We start from the raw sequence: 18,463 nt of genomic DNA, 5'->3' as shown, positions 1-18,463 counted from the left end.
TTTAAATAACTGAGATGGTCGAATAACCACCTGGTTTTTTCGCCACATGCACTTGCGTGGCAACGCGTTCGGTCATTTCTGATACGTGCGAAATAACCCCTACTTTGCGGCCTTGTGCTTGTAGAGAATCAAGAGCATCCATCGCGATGCTTAACGTTTCACTGTCCAACGTACCAAACCCTTCATCGATAAACAAAGAGTTTATCTGTACTTTATTCGACGACAACGAAGCAAGCCCAAGCGCTAGTGCTAACGATACTAAAAATGACTCACCCCCCGATAATGTATTAACAGAGCGCTGCTCATCGGCCATGTCTTTATCGATAATAGCGATATCGAGCGTTTGCCCTATGGCTGTTAATTTGTAGCGTTTATTTAGTGTCTGTAAGTGACTATTCGCGTAGTGTAGCAGTATTTTTAAGGTTTGCGTTTGCGCTAAATTACGCATGGTTTTGCCGCTGGCATCCCCGAGCACCTTATTGAGTAAATGCCAGTGCTCATAGCTTTTTTGCTGTTCAACTAATAGCTTTTGTTTGTCTTCAAGCGCTTCGCTATTTTGTTGATGGGTTTTAAGCTCAGTCGCAACTTGCAATAGTGCATTATTCGCTTGTACTTGTTGCTCTGAGGCTTGATTAAGCTGTAATTGCAGCTCATCTTCACCGAGAGCTGGCTTGTCTTTTTGATGCTGAGCCAGCGCTTGTTGTCGTTGTTTTAAAAGAGCCTCTGCGTCTTTTAAGCTACTTTCGCTGGTGTGGTAATCTGCCAGAGTTTGTTTGATTTCAGCGGGGCTTATTGTTAATAACTGACTAACGGCTTGCTCATCCAAGCTTGGGTGCTGCGCTTTAAAATCGTTAAACCACAGACTAAAGCGCTCATTAAGCGCTGCTTGCTCAGCGGTGAGCTCTTTTTCACGCTCATCAAAATTGGCGATTTGAATGGCTTGTTCGTCACGCGCCTTCACCGCATTACTATGGTTTTTCTGGGCAAGTTGCAGTGCCTGCTGCGCTGAATCTATCGCCTTTTCAAGCTCTGCTATAAACTCATCTACCGATATCGCTGCGTTACTAAATAAGCCCTCGCGCTTTGATTGTATCTGCGTTAATTCGTTTTCTGTTTGGCTTAGTTGCTCGTTGTACTGAGTTAAAGAGGCGTGTGCTTCGTTAAGCTGCGGCGTTACATGTGTAAGGTGCTGCTCAATGGCTTTTAAGCTAGTTTTAAGCTCATCCGCCGTTTGCAGCGAAGCTTGATAAGCCTCAACGTGCTCTGCAATGTTCTCTAAAGAAATGCTTTGTGTATTGAGTGCCAGCCACCAAGGTGCACTGGTGAACTGTTGATTCAGGGTCGTATAAAGCTGCTGATGCTCATCATTGAGCTCATTTAAACGAGTTTGCAGATTATTTAGCTGTTGCTGCAATTCATTTAATTGCTGCTCTTTGCTATGTAGTGTTTGCCCTTGCTGATTATACTCAGCTTGCTTAGCTGCAAGCGTGTTTTGCAGTTGTTGTTGCTGCTCAAGGGTTTTGTAGTATTGCTGTTTTTGCAGGCTGAGCTGTTGTTGACGCTCGTTCAACTGATCTTCGGTTAAATCATTTAGCTCAGTACGATTAGCTGCCATGGTTTCTTTGAGGCTCTGTTGTTGAGCGCTCAGTTCTGAGATTTGCTCAGTTAACGAGCTTATCTGTTGGCTGCATGCCGCCAGCTCATTACTTTTAGCTTGCTGTAATGCTTGCTGAGCATTTAAGTGCTGTTTGGCGTTAGTTAGTTGGTTGGTAAAGTCGTTAATAAGCTGGCTAAATTGCTCGTTTACCATTTCTTCATGCATAAACGGGTGCTCTTTTGAGCCACATACTGCACACGGCTCCCCTGCTTTTAAAGTGGCGCGTAACTGGCTGACCCCTTCACTGGCTCTAAGCTGCACTTGTTGTAAGTTTTGCTCACAAAATGAAACCTGCTGCTGCGCTTGCTCTGCCCCTTGCTGCGCATCTTTTAATGCTGTTTGTAGTTGCTGCTCAGTTTGGCTTAATGTGTTTAGCTGGGTTTGCCAATTTTTTAACTGCTGATGATTAGTTTGCCATACTTGGCGCTTTTCAATCAGGTGTTTAATCGCCTCAAGCCCCGCATCAATATCCGCCATTGATTGGGTGTTTAAACTCGATTTAAAGGCGGTATCTTGCTCATTTAGGCGCTTAATTTCTTGCTCAAGGGCTTGGTATTGAGTTTTACACTGCTGAGCAGCTGTTTGCTGCTCATCAATTTTAGGTTGAAGAGCTTTTACGTTTTGCTGTGATTGGCTAATTGTGTGCTGTTGCTGGCTAAAGCGGCTTAACTCACTTTTATAGAATGACCAGTCTTTTGCTAATGGTTGCCATTGTGCGTGTGTTTCTAAATAGCTATTTATTTGTGCTTGTTGATCGAGCTGTTTTTGCTGCTCTGCTTTATGGCTATTTAGTGTATTAGTCAGCTCTTGATGATGGTGTTTTGCTTTCTCTGCTTGTAATTTTTGTGCTGCTGCTTGCTGGTTTAATACGGCAAGTTGCTTATCTAACTCACGGGCCTGGCTAATAATAGGCTGCGCTTCTTTTTGTGCTTGCTTTGCTTGGTTTAGTTGCGCGGTTTGCTTCTCAAGTGTTTGCTCAGCGTCTTTGATCAGTGTTTTATGGTCAACATTTAAAAGCTGCTCACGGTTTTTAATAAGTTGCCCATGTTGAGCAGCAATCGAAGTAACGCGCTCGCGGTTATCTTTTATTTCTAGGCATTGCTGGGCTTGTTTCGCTTCAGTGGCTTTTTCAGCAAGCGCGTGCATTTGTTGCTGTAACTCTTGCTTTGCTTGCTCTGCCTGGTTTAGCTGCTGTTGCTGCTGAGATGCTTGCTTGTACCACGTTTGGTACTGTTCAAATTGTTTTATTTGCTTTTGCAACTCAGCAAGTTTAGCCTCAAGCGCTTTTTGTTCTGCTTGTTTCGTTTCGACCTCTTCAGGGCTTAAAACCTGATAGTTACTTAAACTTAACTTTAACTGCTCTAATGCTTGCAGCTGATCACGATGGCGTTCAAAAATTCGCTGACCAATACGGCTAAATTTATCGGTGCCTGTTAAGCATTCAAGTAGTTGCGCACGCTCATCTCCTGTTGCTTTTAAAAATGCGGCGAATTCATGTTGCGCAAGCAGTACTGCTCTTGAGAACTGCTCAAAGCTCAAACCAATAATACGCTCGATTTCTTTACTTGCTGCGCTTCTATCAGCGATAAGGGTTTCATCAGGTAAAGAGTGCAGGCTATGTTGTGCAGGTTGTAACTTGCCATCGGCTTTATTACGCGCTCGGCTAAAACTTAACCTTGCTCGGTACTGCTGTTTATCTTGGCCAATGAAGTCAACTTCGGCATAGCCTTGCCCTGCCCCGCGGCGTAATAAATTACGCGAATCATTGAGTTTTATATTGTCGCCGTTAAAGTCAATTTTATTGCCTGTATCGCCGCGTAACCTTGCGGTTTTATTATAAAGCGCTAAGCAAATGGCATCGAGTAATGTGCTTTTACCGGCGCCAGTATCACCGGTGATGGCAAACAACCCTGCTTCTTTTAATGGTGAAGCGCTAAAGTCGACTTCGGCGTCTAAGATAGAGGCGAGTTGGTGAACACGAATCGCTAAAATTTTCATAGTAGGTCCTCTGCATTCAACTCATCGATCACTTGGCTTAGTAAGCCTTCTAGTTCTTTTGGCACCGCCTGCCCTGCCATATCTTTATTGTTTGCAAATGCTTGCTCTAAAAGTGAATGTGGATTTAGCGCTTCAATTTGCGAGACATCTTCAAATAGGGTTTGTTCATCGTCTTGCTGGTTGCTTTGCTGACGTACTCTTTCAATGCCACAAAACTTAACCTGCTTACCTTCAAGGGCTTGTTCTATTTGTTCTCTAAAAGTGGTGTCCGTGTCATGGGCGCTCAATTTAACCCGCAGATATGGCGCTAAATCTTCATCTGTTAAATCGAGTTGCTTTATAAGCTCACAGAGTTCGTTCAGTGGCACACAGTCTTTTTCTGGTAGCAACATGACTTTACAAAAGCTAGGAATGTAAAGGGGGTTTACAGAAGTACCGGAGTCACTAATCTCGACTAGCACAACTTGATGCTGATAGCGTCTTTCAGAAAATGACATCGGCATTGGCGTGCCACTGTAGCGAATGGTCTCTTTTTTCGCGACTGTCTGAGCCTTATGAAGATGCCCTAGCGCGACATAATCAGGTTGATCAGTAAATATGCTTGCCGATATCGCATCTTCACCACCAATAACTAAGTTACGTTCAGAGTCAGATGAGATGTCTCCACCTTTTGCATGCAGGTGGCCCATAGCTATTAATGGCGCGTTAGGTAATTCGTTTGCTGCTTGCAATGCATCTTTGTAAGCAAGGGCAACGGCTTGGTTGTAACTTAACGGTTGCTCTTGTTGGCGGTTATAGCTGCTTAAATCACTGCTACGTAAAAATGGCATGGCAACAACATTCGCATCGCCGTATTTTGTGCTGATTGGCAGTACTACTTCATGAGGAGCATTGCTATCAAAGCGGCCAACAACATGGGTATCAAACTGAGCCAATAAAGGTTTTGCCGCCATAATACGATTTGCTGAATCATGGTTGCCAGCAATAATCACTATGTGTAAGTCAGGGCAATGTTGCTTAGTGGTTTTAATAAATTGGTAGAGTTGGTTTTCTGCGCTGGCAGGAGGTGTTGCCGTATGATAAATGTCACCCGCAACCAGTAGTAAGTCGATCTGTTCTGACACAAGCGTATCGGTTAACCAAGCTAGAAATGCTTGATGCTCATCGAATCGGGAATGCTCGTAGAATTGTTGGCCTAAATGCCAATCAGATGTATGAAGGACTTTCATTAAACGCTCTTATTATTTATTAAGAGCGTCAATATACCTAAGCTGAGCCAAGATGCCCAGCCTGGTTTGTTAACTTAAGCTATACCAAGCAAAAACCACCATAGGCAATGCTAACAATGCCATTATCATAGGTACTTTAAGCGCTTTAGTTTGCTTAGCTTGTAAAATCTTAAGGGCATTTGTTTCATTACATGCCGCTACTTTGTCGATATAAAAATACCCTGAATCTAGGTACTGTTTACAATTTTGTTCGTCCGCTGGAATTGCAATTAGTTCTTGTTGTTTTTTTAGGATATAGAAATCCATACGCTCACCGAATTCTATGCTGATTACCAAACATTTTGGGGTTTAAAATGCATGCTTCGCAGACCCCAAAATCAAAAAAGTGGGCGATTTTAAATACAAATGGCAGTAAATTTCAATAGCAAATGTCGCAAAATTTAATTTATTGCAAAAATAATGGCAATTAAGGATAAAATTACCAGTGCAGTCGGGTAAATTAGCCACTTTTTAGACCCATTTACACTCGGGTTCGTGCGAGATAATGCATCTGACTCATCACAAGCTGCAATCACTTCGACAAATTCAAATCCGCGTTCTTTGTACTCGTTTAGAATTGATTCTTGAGCAGGAATGGCTGCTAAACGAGAGTCTTTTTTTACAATATAAAACTTCATCTAATCACCCTTTCATCATTAACTAGAATTTAAGCAGAGTATCTAATGATTAACTGTAATACTTTGGGATGAATTAGTGCTGAACTAAAATTAACCAGTGTATTGTAAAGGGGGTTTACAAGGTGTTAATTAAGGCAATTTTTTTGTGAAAAATAGGTCTTCAATAAAACATCGAATACTACCCGAAAAATCCCGCACTTTATCGTTATTTTATTGCAACTTTGTTAGCAGTTTGCGATGGTACGCTGGCAAATTAATTACAGGATTAACAATGAAAAAAGCAGTTCTCAAATTGAGTGCTTTGGTATTGCCTTTAGCAGTATCTTCAGCTGTGATGGCGTCATCTGTTGAGCAAACTAAAGGCTCATTCGTTGACAAGTTCCGTCAGCTAGATGAAGCACTTCCAACTCCAAACGTATACCGTAGTGCAGCCGGTGAACCCGCTGAAAATTACTGGCAACAGCAAGTAAACTACGACATCGATGTAAAGCTTGATGAAAAGAAACGCCGCTTAACAGCAAGCCAAACTATCGAATACAAAAATAACTCGCCGCACACCTTAAAATATCTTTGGTTACAACTAGACCAAAATATCTTTAAATCTGACTCAATTGCAGAAATGACTTCAACTTTCAATGGTAAAACATTGCAAGGTGACCCTCAGCCAAAATCAACTAAATTGAGCCTAGGTCAGTTACGTCGTCAGCAATTCATGGCCGACAACGAGCTGGGTTATCAAATCGCCAATGTTAAAGACGAAGACGGAAAAGAGCTTAAAGTTACTGTAGTAGATACCTTAATGCGTATCGACTTAAACGAGCCGCTTAAACCGGGTAAAGACGTTGAGTTCAGCATGGACTTCGCCTTTAACATTGTTGAAGAAGACGCCGTTGGTGCACGTTCAGGTTATGAACACTTTGAAGAAGATGGTAACGATATCTTCTTATTAGCGCAGTGGTTCCCTCGTCTTGCTGCATACACTGACTATGAAGCCTGGACTAACAAAGCTTTCTTAGGAAGCGGTGAGTTCACTCTTGAGTTTGGTGACTACGATGTAGAAATTACAGTACCTGCTGATCACATCGTATCGGCAACAGGTAAGCTTGATAACCCAAGCAGCGTTCTGACTAGCACACAGCGTAAGCGTCTTGAACAAGCTGAAGATGCTAAGCGCCCTGTTTTCATCGTGACTGAAGAAGAAGCGTTAGAAAACGAGAAAGAAGGCACAAACAAAACTAAAACATGGCACTTTAAAGCTGAAAACGTACGTGACTTTGCGTGGGCTTCTTCACGTAAGTTTATGTGGGACGCAAAAGGCTATCATCAAGGCGGTAAAGATCAGCCGTTAGTAATGGCAATGTCTTTCTACCCGAAAGAAGGTGGCGACCTTTGGAAGAAGTACTCTACTGAAGCTGTTGTTCATACAATGGAAGTGTATTCGCGCTTCTCGTTTGACTACCCTTACCCTGTGGCTCAGTCTGTAAATGGTCCTGTAGGTGGTATGGAATATCCAATGATCACCTTCAATGGCCCGCGTACTGACCTACAAGACGACGGTACACGTACTTACTCACAAGCAGAAAAGCGTTTCTTAATCGGCGTTGTTATCCACGAAGTAGGTCACATTTACTTCCCTATGGTGGTTAACTCTGATGAACGTCAATGGACGTGGATGGATGAAGGTCTTAACAGCTTCTTAGATGGTGTTGCTGGTCGTGAATGGGACCACACAATTCCTTGGGGTGTTGAGCCTCGCGATGTTGTTGCATACATGAAGTCTGAAAACCAAGTGCCGGTTATGACACAGTCAGACAGCGTATTACGTTTAGGCCCAAATGCTTATACTAAGCCTGCTGCTGCACTTAACATTTTACGTGAAGTGATCCTTGGCCGTGAGTTATTCGACTTTGCATTTAAAGAATATGCACAGCGTTGGAAGTACAAGCGCCCTACTCCAGCTGATTTCTTCCGTACTATGGAAGAAGCATCAGGTGTTGACCTTGATTGGTTCTGGCGTGGTTGGTTCTACACTACAGATCACGTTGATATCTCGCTAGACAAGGTTTACCAACTTCGTTTAGATACCAAAAACCCTGATATCGACTTTAATCGTTTACGTGATATTGAAGCTGATAAGCCAATGCCGTTATTCGTAAAACGTAATAAAGAAGAAGGCAAAAAACTGTGGGTTGAAGAAAACCCAGACGTAACTGACTTCTACGACGAAAACGACCGCTTCACAGTAACTAACAAAGAGCGCAACGCGTATAACAAATTCCTTAAAGGTCTAGAGCCTTGGGAACGTAAAACGTTTGAGCGTGCAATCAAAGAAGATAAAAACTACTACGTACTTGAGTTCTCAAACTTAGGTGGCTTAGTCATGCCTATCTTATTAGAGCTTACTTATGAAGATGGTACGAAAGAAGAGCAGTACATTCCGGCTGAAATCTGGCGTCGTAACCACAAGCATGTACAAAAGCTAATTGTTACAGAAAAAGGTAAAAACCTAGTGTCTGTAACAGTCGACCCACGCTGGGAAACAGCGGATGTTGATGTAGAAAACAACAACTACCCGCGTCGTATTATTCCATCACGCATTGAAGTGTACAAACGTGAGAAGAGTAAAGCGAAAGTTAGCCGCGATATCATGCAAGATATTAAAACTGAGCTGAAAAAAGACGACGATAAAGATGCCCAGGAGCAACAATAATGCGCTTTACAGCCATTATTCTTGCTTTATTACTGAGTGCGCCAAGCATGGCGCACCAGTTAAAAGCATCTGTGACAACGGTGCTGTTTAATAAACGCACCAACAACATAGAGCTGATGCATCGTTTTTATTTACATGATACAGAGCACGCCGTTGAACATTTGTTTGACGGCAATGCTGATATCTTAAGTAATAAAGAAGATCAAAAGCGTTTTGCTGATTATGTTGAGTCACATATTGCTCTACAAACTTTAGGTGGCAAACCACTTGAACTTAAAGATGTGGGTGCGCAAGTTGATGGTAAATTCTTTTGGGTTTATCAAGAAGTCACGATACCTGAAGGAATTCATGGCATTCGTATGAGCAACGGAGCACTTCGTGACCTATGGCCAGCACAAGTGAATATGGTAAACATTGAAGGCAAAGGAAAAGTAAAAACACTGACGTTTAGCCAAGATGATACCTGGCTTGAGGCAAGGTTTGAGTCGGTCAATCCAGAATAATACCAATCCAAAAGGATTAAAAAAGTTCCTTTTTTAATCCTTTGATCCTTTAATTAACCCATTTCGTAAACTATCTTATTAATGGGCTTCAAAATTTTCCCAACTCTCATATACAGGGATTTATATGACTATCCATGACAACAATATCCGTGGTGTAATCTTTGACTTAGATGGTACTTTGGTTTCATCAGAGTTGGATTTTTCGCTTATCAAAGCGCAGGTAGGCTGTCCTGTTGAGAATGACTTACTTGCTTACATTGCATCATTACCTTCGCCTTACATGCGTGAAGAGGCGATGAACATAGTTCATCAGCATGAACTCATAGATGCACAACACGCTCATTTATTGCCAGGTGTTGCTGATGCAATTACTAGGCTTAAAGAAAATAACATCCCGATGGCGATTGTAACTCGTAACTACGACCGTGCAGCTGCTATTAAATTAAAGAATAACCCCTTACCAATAGAAACTGTGCTGACTCGCTCTGATGCGCCAGCTAAGCCTGATCCAAGTGCCTTGAATGCGATTGCTACACTATGGGAGCTTGATCAGTCTGAGTTACTATATGTTGGCGATTACTTATTTGATATTCAGGCTGCGCATAATGCCAATATGCGTGCTTGCTTGTACGCACCAGATGAAATTCCTGAGTATGCGAATCAGGCCGATTATGTAATGCATCATTTTTCAGAACTACCTACTTTGGTTGACTCATTCCAAGAAAATAAGGTGTTATGTTAAATAGCCTTGTTTTTTATTTTTCCTGAGTAATTGTTAGTTTTTTATTTTTCAAAATGTCCAAGTACTAGCCCAAGCCGTCATGAGTTGCTAAAATATCGGCAATTATCAAATGTATTCATAGAGGCATAAGATGGGCAGAGCATTTGAAGTCCGCAAAAACGCCATGGCTAAAACAGCCAATGCAAAAACTAAAGTAAATTCTAAGTACGGTAAAGAAATCTACGTTGTTGCTAAAAATGGCGAACCAGATCCAGAAGTTAACCAAGCGCTAAAACGTATTATTGAGCGTGCAAAAAAAGACCAAGTTCCAGCACACGTAATCGATAATGCAATCAAAAAAGCCGCCGGTGGAGCAGGGGAAGACTATTCTCCAGCACGTTACGAAGGCTATGGCCCGGGTAACTGTATGGTAATTGTAGACTGTTTAACTGATAACCCTAACCGTACTATCAAAGATGTACGTTTACCGTTTACAAAAACAGATTCAAAAATTGGCACACCGGGTTGTGTAGCGCATATGTTCGATCACTTAGCTGTTTTAGGCTTTGAAGGTGATGACGACGAAGTTGTACTTGAAGCGCTAATGATGGCTGATGTAGACGTAACTGATGTAGAAGTAGAAGATGGCAAAGTGTCAGTTTTCGCTCCACATACTGAGTACTACAAAGCAAAAACTGCTCTTGAAGAAGCATTTGAAGGTATTAACTTTGAAGTAGACGAAATCACGTTTGTACCACAAGTTCATACTGACATCACTGATCCAGATGATATCGCAAACTTTGAAAAGTTTATTTCTATGCTTGATGACTGTGATGACGTGCAAAACGTTTATCACAATGCGATTGTCAAAAACTAATTTTTAAAAAATTAGTACGTTTTAGTACGTAAAAAGGGGCATTTGGTAACAAATGCCCCTTTTTTAATAGATTTTTATTATGCCATGAATGATGGCTATTCACTGTCGTTATGAGTTCAATTGATATTAGTCAAAAAAAAGCAGCCCTTGGGCTGCTATGAACGACACATGAAACTCGAAGGGGAGTTGTGTAGTGGCTAATTTAACGACTTATACTTTATACGGAACGCATGCAATAATGGTTCAGTATAGCCACTAGGTTGTTTAACTCCCTCTAATACAAGGGCTAAAGCTGCTTGATAAGCAACGCTTTGTGCTAAAGTTTCGGCTGAATCAGCCATATTATTGTAGGCCGGATCACCTTCATTTTGACCATCAACAACTTTCGCCATGCGTGCCATGGTTTTTCTAATTTGCTCTTCAGAACAAACGCCATGATACAGCCAGTTGGCCATGTGCTGGCTTGAAATACGCAGTGTGGCACGGTCTTCCATTAAACCGACATGGTTGATGTCTGGTACTTTTGAGCAACCAATACCTTGGTCAATCCAACGCACAACATAACCTAAAATACCCTGAGCATTGTTATCAAGTTCGGCTTGAATATCTTCTTTGCTTAAGCTGCTGGCATCTTTCATAAGCGGCGGAGTGAGTAAGCTGGTAAGGCTTGCTTCTTTGCGGTCCATAAGCGCTTTTTGACAAGCAAATACATCAATATCATGATAATGCATGGCATGCAGTGTTGCAGCAGTAGGAGAGGGCACCCACGCGGTATTTGCACCACTTTTCGGATGACCACTTTTTTGTTCCATCATTAACGCCATTTTATCTGGCATTGGCCACATGCCTTTGCCAATCTGTGCTTTACCACTAAGGCCAGTTGCAAGACCAATATCTACGTTGCGGTCTTCGTATGCGCTGATCCAAGGTTCAAGTTTAATAGCGCCTTTTGGCAGTACTACACCTGCTTGCATTGAAGTATGAATTTCGTCACCAGTGCGGTCTAAGAAGCCGGTATTGATGAATACAACACGCTTTTTAGCTTCGAAAATACAGGCTTTTAAGTTAGCTGATGTACGGCGTTCTTCATCCATAATACCCATTTTAATGGTGTTTGCTGGTAAGCCTAACAGCTGCTCCACACGCGTAAATAGAGTATTTGTAAATGCCACTTCTTCTGGGCCATGCATTTTTGGTTTAACAATATTAATGCTATTAGCTGTTGAATTTTTAAGGCTGCTTGTACCTTTTAAGTCATGAAGTGCTGCAGTGCTGGTGATAATGGCATCCATAATGCCCTCAAACACGTCATTGCCTTCACTATCTTGGATAGCTGGGTTAGTCATTAAGTGGCCAACATTACGCACAAACATCATGCTACGGCCTTTTAGCGTGATTGTTTCACCACTTAAAGCTTGATATTGGCGGTCTTGTGCTAAACGGCGTTCAATGGTTTTACCGCCTTTGTTAAATGCTTCTACAAGATTTCCTTGCATTAAACCAAGCCAGTTTTGATAAACGTTTACTTTGTCTTCGGCATCAACGGCAGCAACAGAATCTTCACAGTCCATAATTGTTGTAAGGGCTGCTTCTAGTAGTACATCTTTAAGGCCTGCTTTATCTGCTTGGCCGATTGGGTGATGATGGTCAATTTGCAGTTCTACATGTAAGCCATTATTTTTCAATAAGATAGCGCTTGGGTTTTGCGCTTCACCTTGGTAGCCAATAAGTTGTTCAGGATTTGCTAAACGAACCTGACTACTGTCACGTAATGTGATTAAAAGCTCATTATTTACCACCGAATAGCTGGTGCTTTCGATGTGTGAGCCATTTGCTAAAGGCAATGCTTTATCGAGGAACTGGCGGGCATAAGCCATTACTTTAAAGCCACGTACAGGGTTGTATGTAGAGCCTTTCTCAGCGCCGTCGTCTTCACTTAACACATCAGTGCCGTATAGCGCATCATACAAAGAGCCCCAGCGTGCATTTGCTGCATTTAAGGCAAAGCGTGCATTGCTTACTGGCACAACAAGCTGCGGCCCTGCAGTGCTTGCGATTTCAGGCTCTACTTGCTCTGTTTCTATGCTGAAGCTAGCTGGCTCAGGAACGAGGTAGCCAATGTCTTCAAGGAATGCTTGATAGTTAGTTGCATCCCATACCGGCTGCTGCTTATGGTAGTCATCAATCTTAGCTTGTAGTTGTTCGCGTTTTTCTAAAAGCGCACGATTGATTGGCGTTAGTTCATTGACGATATCAGCAAAACCTTGCCAAAAGGTGTCTGTGCTAATGCCTGTTCCAGGTAAAAGTTGCTGTTCAACAAACTGTGCAAGTTGTTGATCAACGCTTAAACCGTTAAGTGAGAGAGTGGTCATAATAATGTCCTTTAAACGAGCTTAATTTGATCATTCATGGTTCAACCATATCGTAAAAAAGGCTAATAAGCAGGCTATTTACCATTCACTAAAAATATAGTGGCAATAACAACTATAAATTTACTAAATCCAAAAAATCCGCCTAATGTTGAATTAAGCGCTACGAAGCAAACGCAAAGTAGCCACTCTCACTAACAAAAAATAGATAACCCGTTCGAAGGATTTTTATTATGACAACATATCAACGCGAAACCGATAACCTAGCTACTTTATGTCAAACACAAGGCAAAACGTGGCAGTCAATCAACCCTGAATACGCAAGCCGTATGCGCTTACAAAACCGTTTTCGTACGGGTCTAGACATTGCTCAATACACTGCAGACATTATGCGTGCAGACATGGCAGCTTATGATGCTGACCACAGCCAATACACACAATCATTAGGTTGTTGGCATGGTTTCACTGCACAGCAAATGATGATGGCAATTAAACGTCATAACAAAACAACCAAACGCAGCTATGTATACCTAAGTGGCTGGATGGTTGCGGCACTTCGCTCTGAGTTTGGTCCATTACCTGACCAAAGTATGCATGAAAAAACATCTGTTCCAGCGCTAATCGAAGAAATCTACACTTTCTTAAAGCAAGCTGATGCACGTGAACTTGACCACCTTTACAAAGACCTAGACGAAGCGAAAGCAAACGGCGGTGATGTTCAAGCAGTACTAAATAAAATCGATAACTTCGAAAGCCATGTTGTGCCAATTATTGCTGATATCGATGCGGGTTTCGGTAACGAAGAAGCAACTTACTTACTGGCTAAAAAGATGATTGAAGCGGGTGCATGTGCTATCCAAATCGAGAACCAAGTATCTGACGCAAAACAATGTGGTCACCAAGCTGGTAAAGTAACTGTACCGCATGAAGATTTCCTAGCAAAAATTAACGCTGTTCGTTACGCATTCTTAGAGCTTGGTATTGATAACGGTATTATCGTTGCTCGTACTGACTCATTAGGTGCAAGCCTTACTCAAAAAGTGCCTGTATCTAAAACACCTGGCGACCTTGCTAGCCAATACACGTCGTTCCTTGAAACAACACCAGTAAACAGTGTAGATGACTTAAATGAAGGCGACACAGCAATGAAGCTGAATGGTCAGCTTTGCAAACCAACACGTTTAGATAATGGTTTATACCAGTTCCGTGAAGGCACAGAGAAAGACCGCGTAGTTCTTGACTGTGTAACAAGCTTACAATCAGGCGCAGACTTACTGTGGATTGAAACAGAAAAGCCAAACGTTAAACAAATCGCTGAGCTTGTAAACCGCGTTAAAGAGCAAGTACCAAATGCTAAGCTGGTATACAACAACTCACCGTCGTTCAACTGGACACTTAAATTCCGTGAGCAAGTATATGCTGAGTGGCAAGAACAAGGTAAAGACCTATCTGCTTACCCAAGCATCGATGACAATAAAGCATTAATGGCGCCAGAAATGGATGACACAGAGCTTGCAGCGGCAGCAGACGTACTTGTACAAAACTTCCAAAAAGATGGTGCACGTGAAGCGGGTATCTTCCACCACCTAATCACGCTACCAACTTACCATACAGCGGCGCTAAGCACTGATATTCTATCAGAAGGCTATTTCGGCGACCTAGGTATGCTAGCGTATGTTCGCGACGTACAACGTCAAGAAATCCGCCGTGAGCAAGCATCAGTGAAACACCAAGACCTAGCAGGTTCTAACATTGGTGATACTCATAAAGAGTACTTCTCTGGTGAAAATGCGCTTAAAGCCGGTGGTGAAGCAAATACCATGAACCAGTTCTAACCAAGTTGTAATTTCCTTTATAGCTATTCAATAATGTTGTTAGGGGCCTTCGGGCCCTTTTTCGCTTTTTAGCTATCAGCTTTCAGCCGTCAGCCATCAGACTCGAACCTCGAACCTCGAACCTCGAACCTCGAACCTCGAACCTCGAACCTCGAACCTCGAACCTCGAACCTCGAACCTCGCACCTCACACCTCGCATCTCGCACCTCGCATCTCGGATCACTCCTTAACCAAGTCTTGGATCAGCCATTTACTAGCTTTATAAAAATACAGATCACGCATTTACCAGCTTAAGAATTTTAGATCAGGATTTAACTACCTCCGCCTCATGAGCCTTAATTTAGGGCTTATTGGCAGAGCACAGCCTCTAGAATGGCTAAAATTAGGTCATATAAACGGCAATTTAATGCTGTTTTGTAAAATCTTGCGATTTACAAACCGATTTTTTATTAACTCACCCAAGCTATAAACCGATTTTTTACCAACTCAACATCCTCACAAACCAAAATTTTACTAACTGAAGCTAGGTTTTTAGCGGCACAAACCGATTTTTTACTAACTCAAGTTACTGATTTTGGCTATAAACCGATTTTTTACTAACTGCTTTTGGATTAATGTCCGATATTTGAAAAATGTATGTAAGGAATTACTCACATTGTGACTGTAAAGGGGGTTTACAGGAAAAGAGAGCTATCAGCTTTCAGCCGTCAGCTATCAGATTGAGATTCAAAAGTTAGCAAGAGTAAAGTTAGAAAGGGGAAACTTAGCAAGAGTAAGTTAGAAAGGGGAAAGTAGCAGCGGGTTTACCCCGCGTTATAGTTTTACTAAATGACGCGGCATAAAGCCGCTGCTACAGGTAAGTGTGAAACATATTTTATGTTTTGTGTATGGCGCGGCATAAAGCCGCACTTAAACTATTGCTCGCAACTCGCAACTCGCAACTCGCAACTCGCAACTCGCAACTCGCAACTCGCAACTCGCAACTCGCAACTCGCAACTCGCCACTACTTACTATGTTTATCAAACCACCATTGAATATAGGCGACTTTGGTCATCAGGTTTGATGGGCGAGCGGTAATACCATGTGAGGCATTAGGAATACGCACCATCGCTGTATCAACACCTTGTAGCTTCAACGCTTGGTAGAATTGCTCGGTTTCAGAAATCGGGGTGCGATAGTCTGATTCACCGGTTAATAGCATAGTTGGTGTTTTTACATTGCCCACATAACTAATAGGTGAGCGCTTCATATAATGCTCAATATTGTCCCATGGTTTACCTGGGAACCAATAGTCAGCAAAGAAAGGGTAGAAATCAGCAGTTAGTACAAAGCTGATCCAATTGATAACAGGTTTAGCAACAACAGCTGCTGCAAAGCGGTCTGTATGACCCACAATCCATGCAGTTAAAACACCGCCACCTGAACCGCCGGTAACGAATAGTTTGCTTTCATCAATAAAGCCTTTATTGATGACAGCATCAACACCAGTCATTAAGTCATCAAAGTCATTACTTGGGTAGTTATGATGAATTGTTTGCGCAAACTCTTTACCGTATGAGTCACTGCCGCGCGGGTTCATATAAAGTACAACATTACCTTTGGCTGCGTATAATTGTACTTCAGGGCTAAAGTGAGGACCGTAGTTTGCAACAGGGCCGCCGTGGATCTCTAAAACAAGTGGGTACTTTTTGTTTTTATCAAAACCCGGTGGGTAAGCAATCCAACCTTGAATAGCCAAACCGTCGTGGCTTGATTTAACCCAAATTTCTTCAACCTTAGCCAGCTCTTTGTCACCCAGTGCATCTTCGTTTAATTGTGTTAAACGCGCGGTTTTACCGCGCTTAATTAATGCTACATCAGCTGGGCGTTGTGTATCTGCGAGTGTGAATGCAACTTCACCATCTTCGCTCACATCAAAATCACCACCTGAATACGGACGACCAAAGGCGACACTACCAATCTCTGAGGTAATCACCTTATGTTTACCACTACGCGGCTGGTAAGCTAGGTGTGTTTTACCTTCGCTATCGTAGCTAAAATAAAGACCTCTGCCGCTATCATCCCATTTTATATCTTCGACACTACGATCTAAATCAGCAGTGAGTACTGAGGTTTTACCTGATTTTAAATCAAGTAAATAAATGTCGCTGTTTTCATAGTTAGTCTTTTTATCATCATAGCCTGTGTATGCCAGGTAACGACCATTTGGAGAGACTTTAGGACGTGAATCTGGGCCTTTACGGTCTGTTATTTGGGTAATTGAACGATCCGCTAAACTAAGTTTATAGATTTCAGATTCAGTTGGGTGTAATTCATTATCTTCATAACGATTAGCCGAAAAATAAAACACATCGCCTTGTTCGTTAAAGCTAATAGCACCGCCGTGATCAAAATCACCAGAGCTCAATTGACGAGCATTGCCGCCCGTTGCACTGATAATAAAAAAGTGACGATAACCTTTTTCAGAGTAGCCACCGCCATCGGCACGGTAATAGGTATCGTCAATATATTTAGCTGGCTCTGCCCACTTAGCGCCTTCAGGCTTACCCGGTAAAGAAACTGGGCTTGCTGATTTTGCTGGCACAAACTGGCTAAACACCAATTGTTTGCCATCTGGTGTCCAAGTTAATCCGCCAGGGCTTTGCGTTAGGTTACTAATTTTTGCTACGTTACCGGTTTTTAACCATTTCACATAGATTTGGCTGCTACCATCTCGGGTAGAAATAAACGCTAAACGAGTTTCATCTGGTGACAATACCGGAGAGTAATCCATATGCACGCCAGACGTTAGTGGTAGCATGGTTTTACCATCTGGGTTCACTGACCAAATATTGCTGACTTTACGGTCGCTTTTGATATCCATGCGATTACGCACAAAGTAAATTGTATCGCCATTTTTTGTCATTTCTATTTGGTTGGCGTATTCAAGATCAAAAACATTTTCAAGTTGAAAGGTATTGCTAGCTCCTGCATGGCTGTAAAAGCTAGCTGCTGCAAGCAGTGCTAAAGACGTTTTAAACTTCATTTTATTTCCTTGTTAGTGAGCAGAAATTAGGGCTGTTAACCTGTTATAAAGTAACAACCATCAGAAATATAGTCCATTGCGATGAATGGAGAAATCAATAGACAGATGGTCATTTCCCTTTTATGTTGAGTACAGACACTTTTAAACGTAAGGAGCACACAATGATAGGTTACATCATGTTAGGCACTAACAACCTAGCTAAAGCAGTAAAGTATTACGATGAGTTGTTCGCCACTCTAAACGCCGAGCGCTTTTTAGAAACTGACCGCTTTGTCGCATGGAGCACAGGTCAAGATAAGCCCGGTTTTGCAATTACCAAACCTTATAACGATGAAAAAGCTATAGTGGGTAACGGCACTATGATTGCTCTAGCAGTCGAAACCCCAGCCCAAGTAGATGCCTTTTATAAAAAAGCCATAGAACTAGGTGGCACAGACGAAGGCGCCCCCGGCCCACGCGAAATGCCCGGCTTTTATGCGGGATACTTTAGAGACCTAGACGGTAACAAACTTAATGTGTTTTGTTTTACGCATGGGTAAAAAAAGTTAGCAAGGGGAAAGTTAGAAAGAGTAAAGTTAAAAGGCGCTAGGCTCTAGGAAACAGGGTCTAGCTTATGTAGCTTTATGCCGCGTAACTCTTAACTTTACTTTGCGCTATGCTTACATGGCACGCCAGTAACATCGCATAACTATCGGCTCTTCGCGCGAAATAAATTTCATGCTTACAAAAATCGTGGGGTTATCTTAAGCTGTGATTAGGAATCTGTTGTTCGGCGCTAAAGCACCTTATATGGACTCCTCCTATTGCACAATACCCTTCGTTAATTTTGTCAGACTGCGTGCTTATATGCGGGCTCATAAT

At 42.2% G+C, this 18,463-nt stretch carries 12 protein-coding genes; 6 read left to right on the top strand and 6 right to left on the bottom strand.

The features are described from left to right. Nucleotide 1: 1 nt before the first annotated feature. The 4 genes from HUS62_RS13235 to HUS62_RS13220 all read right to left on the bottom strand — a co-directional run bounded on the left by HUS62_RS13235 (nt 2) and on the right by HUS62_RS13220 (nt 5,561). Nucleotides 2-3,655: an AAA family ATPase gene (locus HUS62_RS13235; protein ID WP_175079907.1), complete on the bottom strand. Its 3,654-nt coding sequence runs from the start codon at nt 3,653-3,655 to the stop codon at nt 2-4. After that, complete coding sequence (locus HUS62_RS13230) at nt 3,652-4,884, bottom strand: exonuclease SbcCD subunit D C-terminal domain-containing protein (protein ID WP_175079906.1); 1,233 nt, start codon at nt 4,882-4,884, stop codon at nt 3,652-3,654. Before HUS62_RS13230 ends, HUS62_RS13235 begins: the two co-directional genes overlap by 4 nt. A gap of 69 nt (nt 4,885-4,953) precedes the next feature. After that, entirely contained in the window at nt 4,954-5,190 is a 237-nt protein-coding gene (locus HUS62_RS13225) for a hypothetical protein (RefSeq protein ID WP_054553375.1), read from the bottom strand. Between the two features lie 134 nt (nt 5,191-5,324). Further along, complete coding sequence (locus tag HUS62_RS13220; protein WP_054563150.1) at nt 5,325-5,561, bottom strand: hypothetical protein; 237 nt, start codon at nt 5,559-5,561, stop codon at nt 5,325-5,327. A 271-nt stretch (nt 5,562-5,832) separates the two neighbouring features. On the opposite strand from HUS62_RS13220, the gene HUS62_RS13215 reads away from it, so the two are divergent. From HUS62_RS13215 to HUS62_RS13200, 4 genes are all read left to right on the top strand, one after another. Further along, complete coding sequence (locus HUS62_RS13215; protein ID WP_175079905.1) at nt 5,833-8,271, top strand: M1 family metallopeptidase; 2,439 nt, start codon at nt 5,833-5,835, stop codon at nt 8,269-8,271. Then, complete coding sequence (locus tag HUS62_RS13210) at nt 8,271-8,774, top strand: DUF6702 family protein (RefSeq protein WP_175079904.1); 504 nt, start codon at nt 8,271-8,273, stop codon at nt 8,772-8,774. Before HUS62_RS13215 ends, HUS62_RS13210 begins: the two co-directional genes overlap by 1 nt. Nucleotides 8,775-8,898: 124 nt before the next feature. Further along, nucleotides 8,899-9,516 carry an HAD family hydrolase gene (locus HUS62_RS13205; protein ID WP_054563153.1) on the top strand — a complete coding sequence of 206 codons (618 nt, stop codon included), beginning with the start codon at nt 8,899-8,901 and terminating at the stop codon, nt 9,514-9,516. Between the two features lie 130 nt (nt 9,517-9,646). After that, nucleotides 9,647-10,372: a YebC/PmpR family DNA-binding transcriptional regulator gene (locus HUS62_RS13200; protein WP_054553380.1), complete on the top strand. Its 726-nt coding sequence runs from the start codon at nt 9,647-9,649 to the stop codon at nt 10,370-10,372. A gap of 197 nt (nt 10,373-10,569) precedes the next feature. On the opposite strand, the gene HUS62_RS13195 is transcribed toward HUS62_RS13200, so the two are convergent. Next, complete coding sequence (locus HUS62_RS13195) at nt 10,570-12,744, bottom strand: malate synthase G (protein ID WP_058584381.1); 2,175 nt, start codon at nt 12,742-12,744, stop codon at nt 10,570-10,572. Between the two features lie 230 nt (nt 12,745-12,974). Here HUS62_RS13195 and HUS62_RS13190 point away from each other — a divergent pair, with 230 nt between their 5' ends. Then, nucleotides 12,975-14,576, top strand: coding sequence for an isocitrate lyase (locus HUS62_RS13190; RefSeq protein WP_054563156.1), 1,602 nt, complete (start codon nt 12,975-12,977; stop codon nt 14,574-14,576). Between the two features lie 1,004 nt (nt 14,577-15,580). Here the strand turns inward: HUS62_RS13190 and HUS62_RS13185 are convergent. Beyond that, nucleotides 15,581-17,602 carry a S9 family peptidase gene (locus HUS62_RS13185; protein ID WP_175079903.1) on the bottom strand — a complete coding sequence of 674 codons (2,022 nt, stop codon included), beginning with the start codon at nt 17,600-17,602 and terminating at the stop codon, nt 15,581-15,583. A 161-nt stretch (nt 17,603-17,763) separates the two neighbouring features. Here HUS62_RS13185 and HUS62_RS13180 point away from each other — a divergent pair, with 161 nt between their 5' ends. Beyond that, nucleotides 17,764-18,141: a VOC family protein gene (locus tag HUS62_RS13180; protein WP_175079902.1), complete on the top strand. Its 378-nt coding sequence runs from the start codon at nt 17,764-17,766 to the stop codon at nt 18,139-18,141. Nucleotides 18,142-18,463: the final 322 nt, after the last annotated feature.

The organism is Pseudoalteromonas sp. 0303 (assembly GCF_013349995.1).
Classification (GTDB): domain Bacteria; phylum Pseudomonadota; class Gammaproteobacteria; order Enterobacterales; family Alteromonadaceae; genus Pseudoalteromonas.
This window is presented reverse-complemented; position numbering and strand designations above follow the sequence as displayed.

Bases quoted from the DNA above. Each gene is read 5' to 3' on its own strand.
- HUS62_RS13235 (WP_175079907.1), bottom strand. From the start codon at position 3,655: ATGAAAATTTTAGCGATTCGTGTTCACCAACTCGCCTCTATCTTAGAC.
- HUS62_RS13230 (WP_175079906.1), bottom strand. From the start codon at position 4,884: ATGAAAGTCCTTCATACATCTGATTGGCATTTAGGCCAACAATTCTAC.
- HUS62_RS13225 (WP_054553375.1), bottom strand. From the start codon at position 5,190: ATGGATTTCTATATCCTAAAAAAACAACAAGAACTAATTGCAATTCCA.
- HUS62_RS13220 (WP_054563150.1), bottom strand. From the start codon at position 5,561: ATGAAGTTTTATATTGTAAAAAAAGACTCTCGTTTAGCAGCCATTCCT.
- HUS62_RS13215 (WP_175079905.1), top strand. From the start codon at position 5,833: ATGAAAAAAGCAGTTCTCAAATTGAGTGCTTTGGTATTGCCTTTAGCA.
- HUS62_RS13210 (WP_175079904.1), top strand. From the start codon at position 8,271: ATGCGCTTTACAGCCATTATTCTTGCTTTATTACTGAGTGCGCCAAGC.
- HUS62_RS13205 (WP_054563153.1), top strand. From the start codon at position 8,899: ATGACTATCCATGACAACAATATCCGTGGTGTAATCTTTGACTTAGAT.
- HUS62_RS13200 (WP_054553380.1), top strand. From the start codon at position 9,647: ATGGGCAGAGCATTTGAAGTCCGCAAAAACGCCATGGCTAAAACAGCC.
- HUS62_RS13195 (WP_058584381.1), bottom strand. From the start codon at position 12,744: ATGACCACTCTCTCACTTAACGGTTTAAGCGTTGATCAACAACTTGCA.
- HUS62_RS13190 (WP_054563156.1), top strand. From the start codon at position 12,975: ATGACAACATATCAACGCGAAACCGATAACCTAGCTACTTTATGTCAA.
- HUS62_RS13185 (WP_175079903.1), bottom strand. From the start codon at position 17,602: ATGAAGTTTAAAACGTCTTTAGCACTGCTTGCAGCAGCTAGCTTTTAC.
- HUS62_RS13180 (WP_175079902.1), top strand. From the start codon at position 17,764: ATGATAGGTTACATCATGTTAGGCACTAACAACCTAGCTAAAGCAGTA.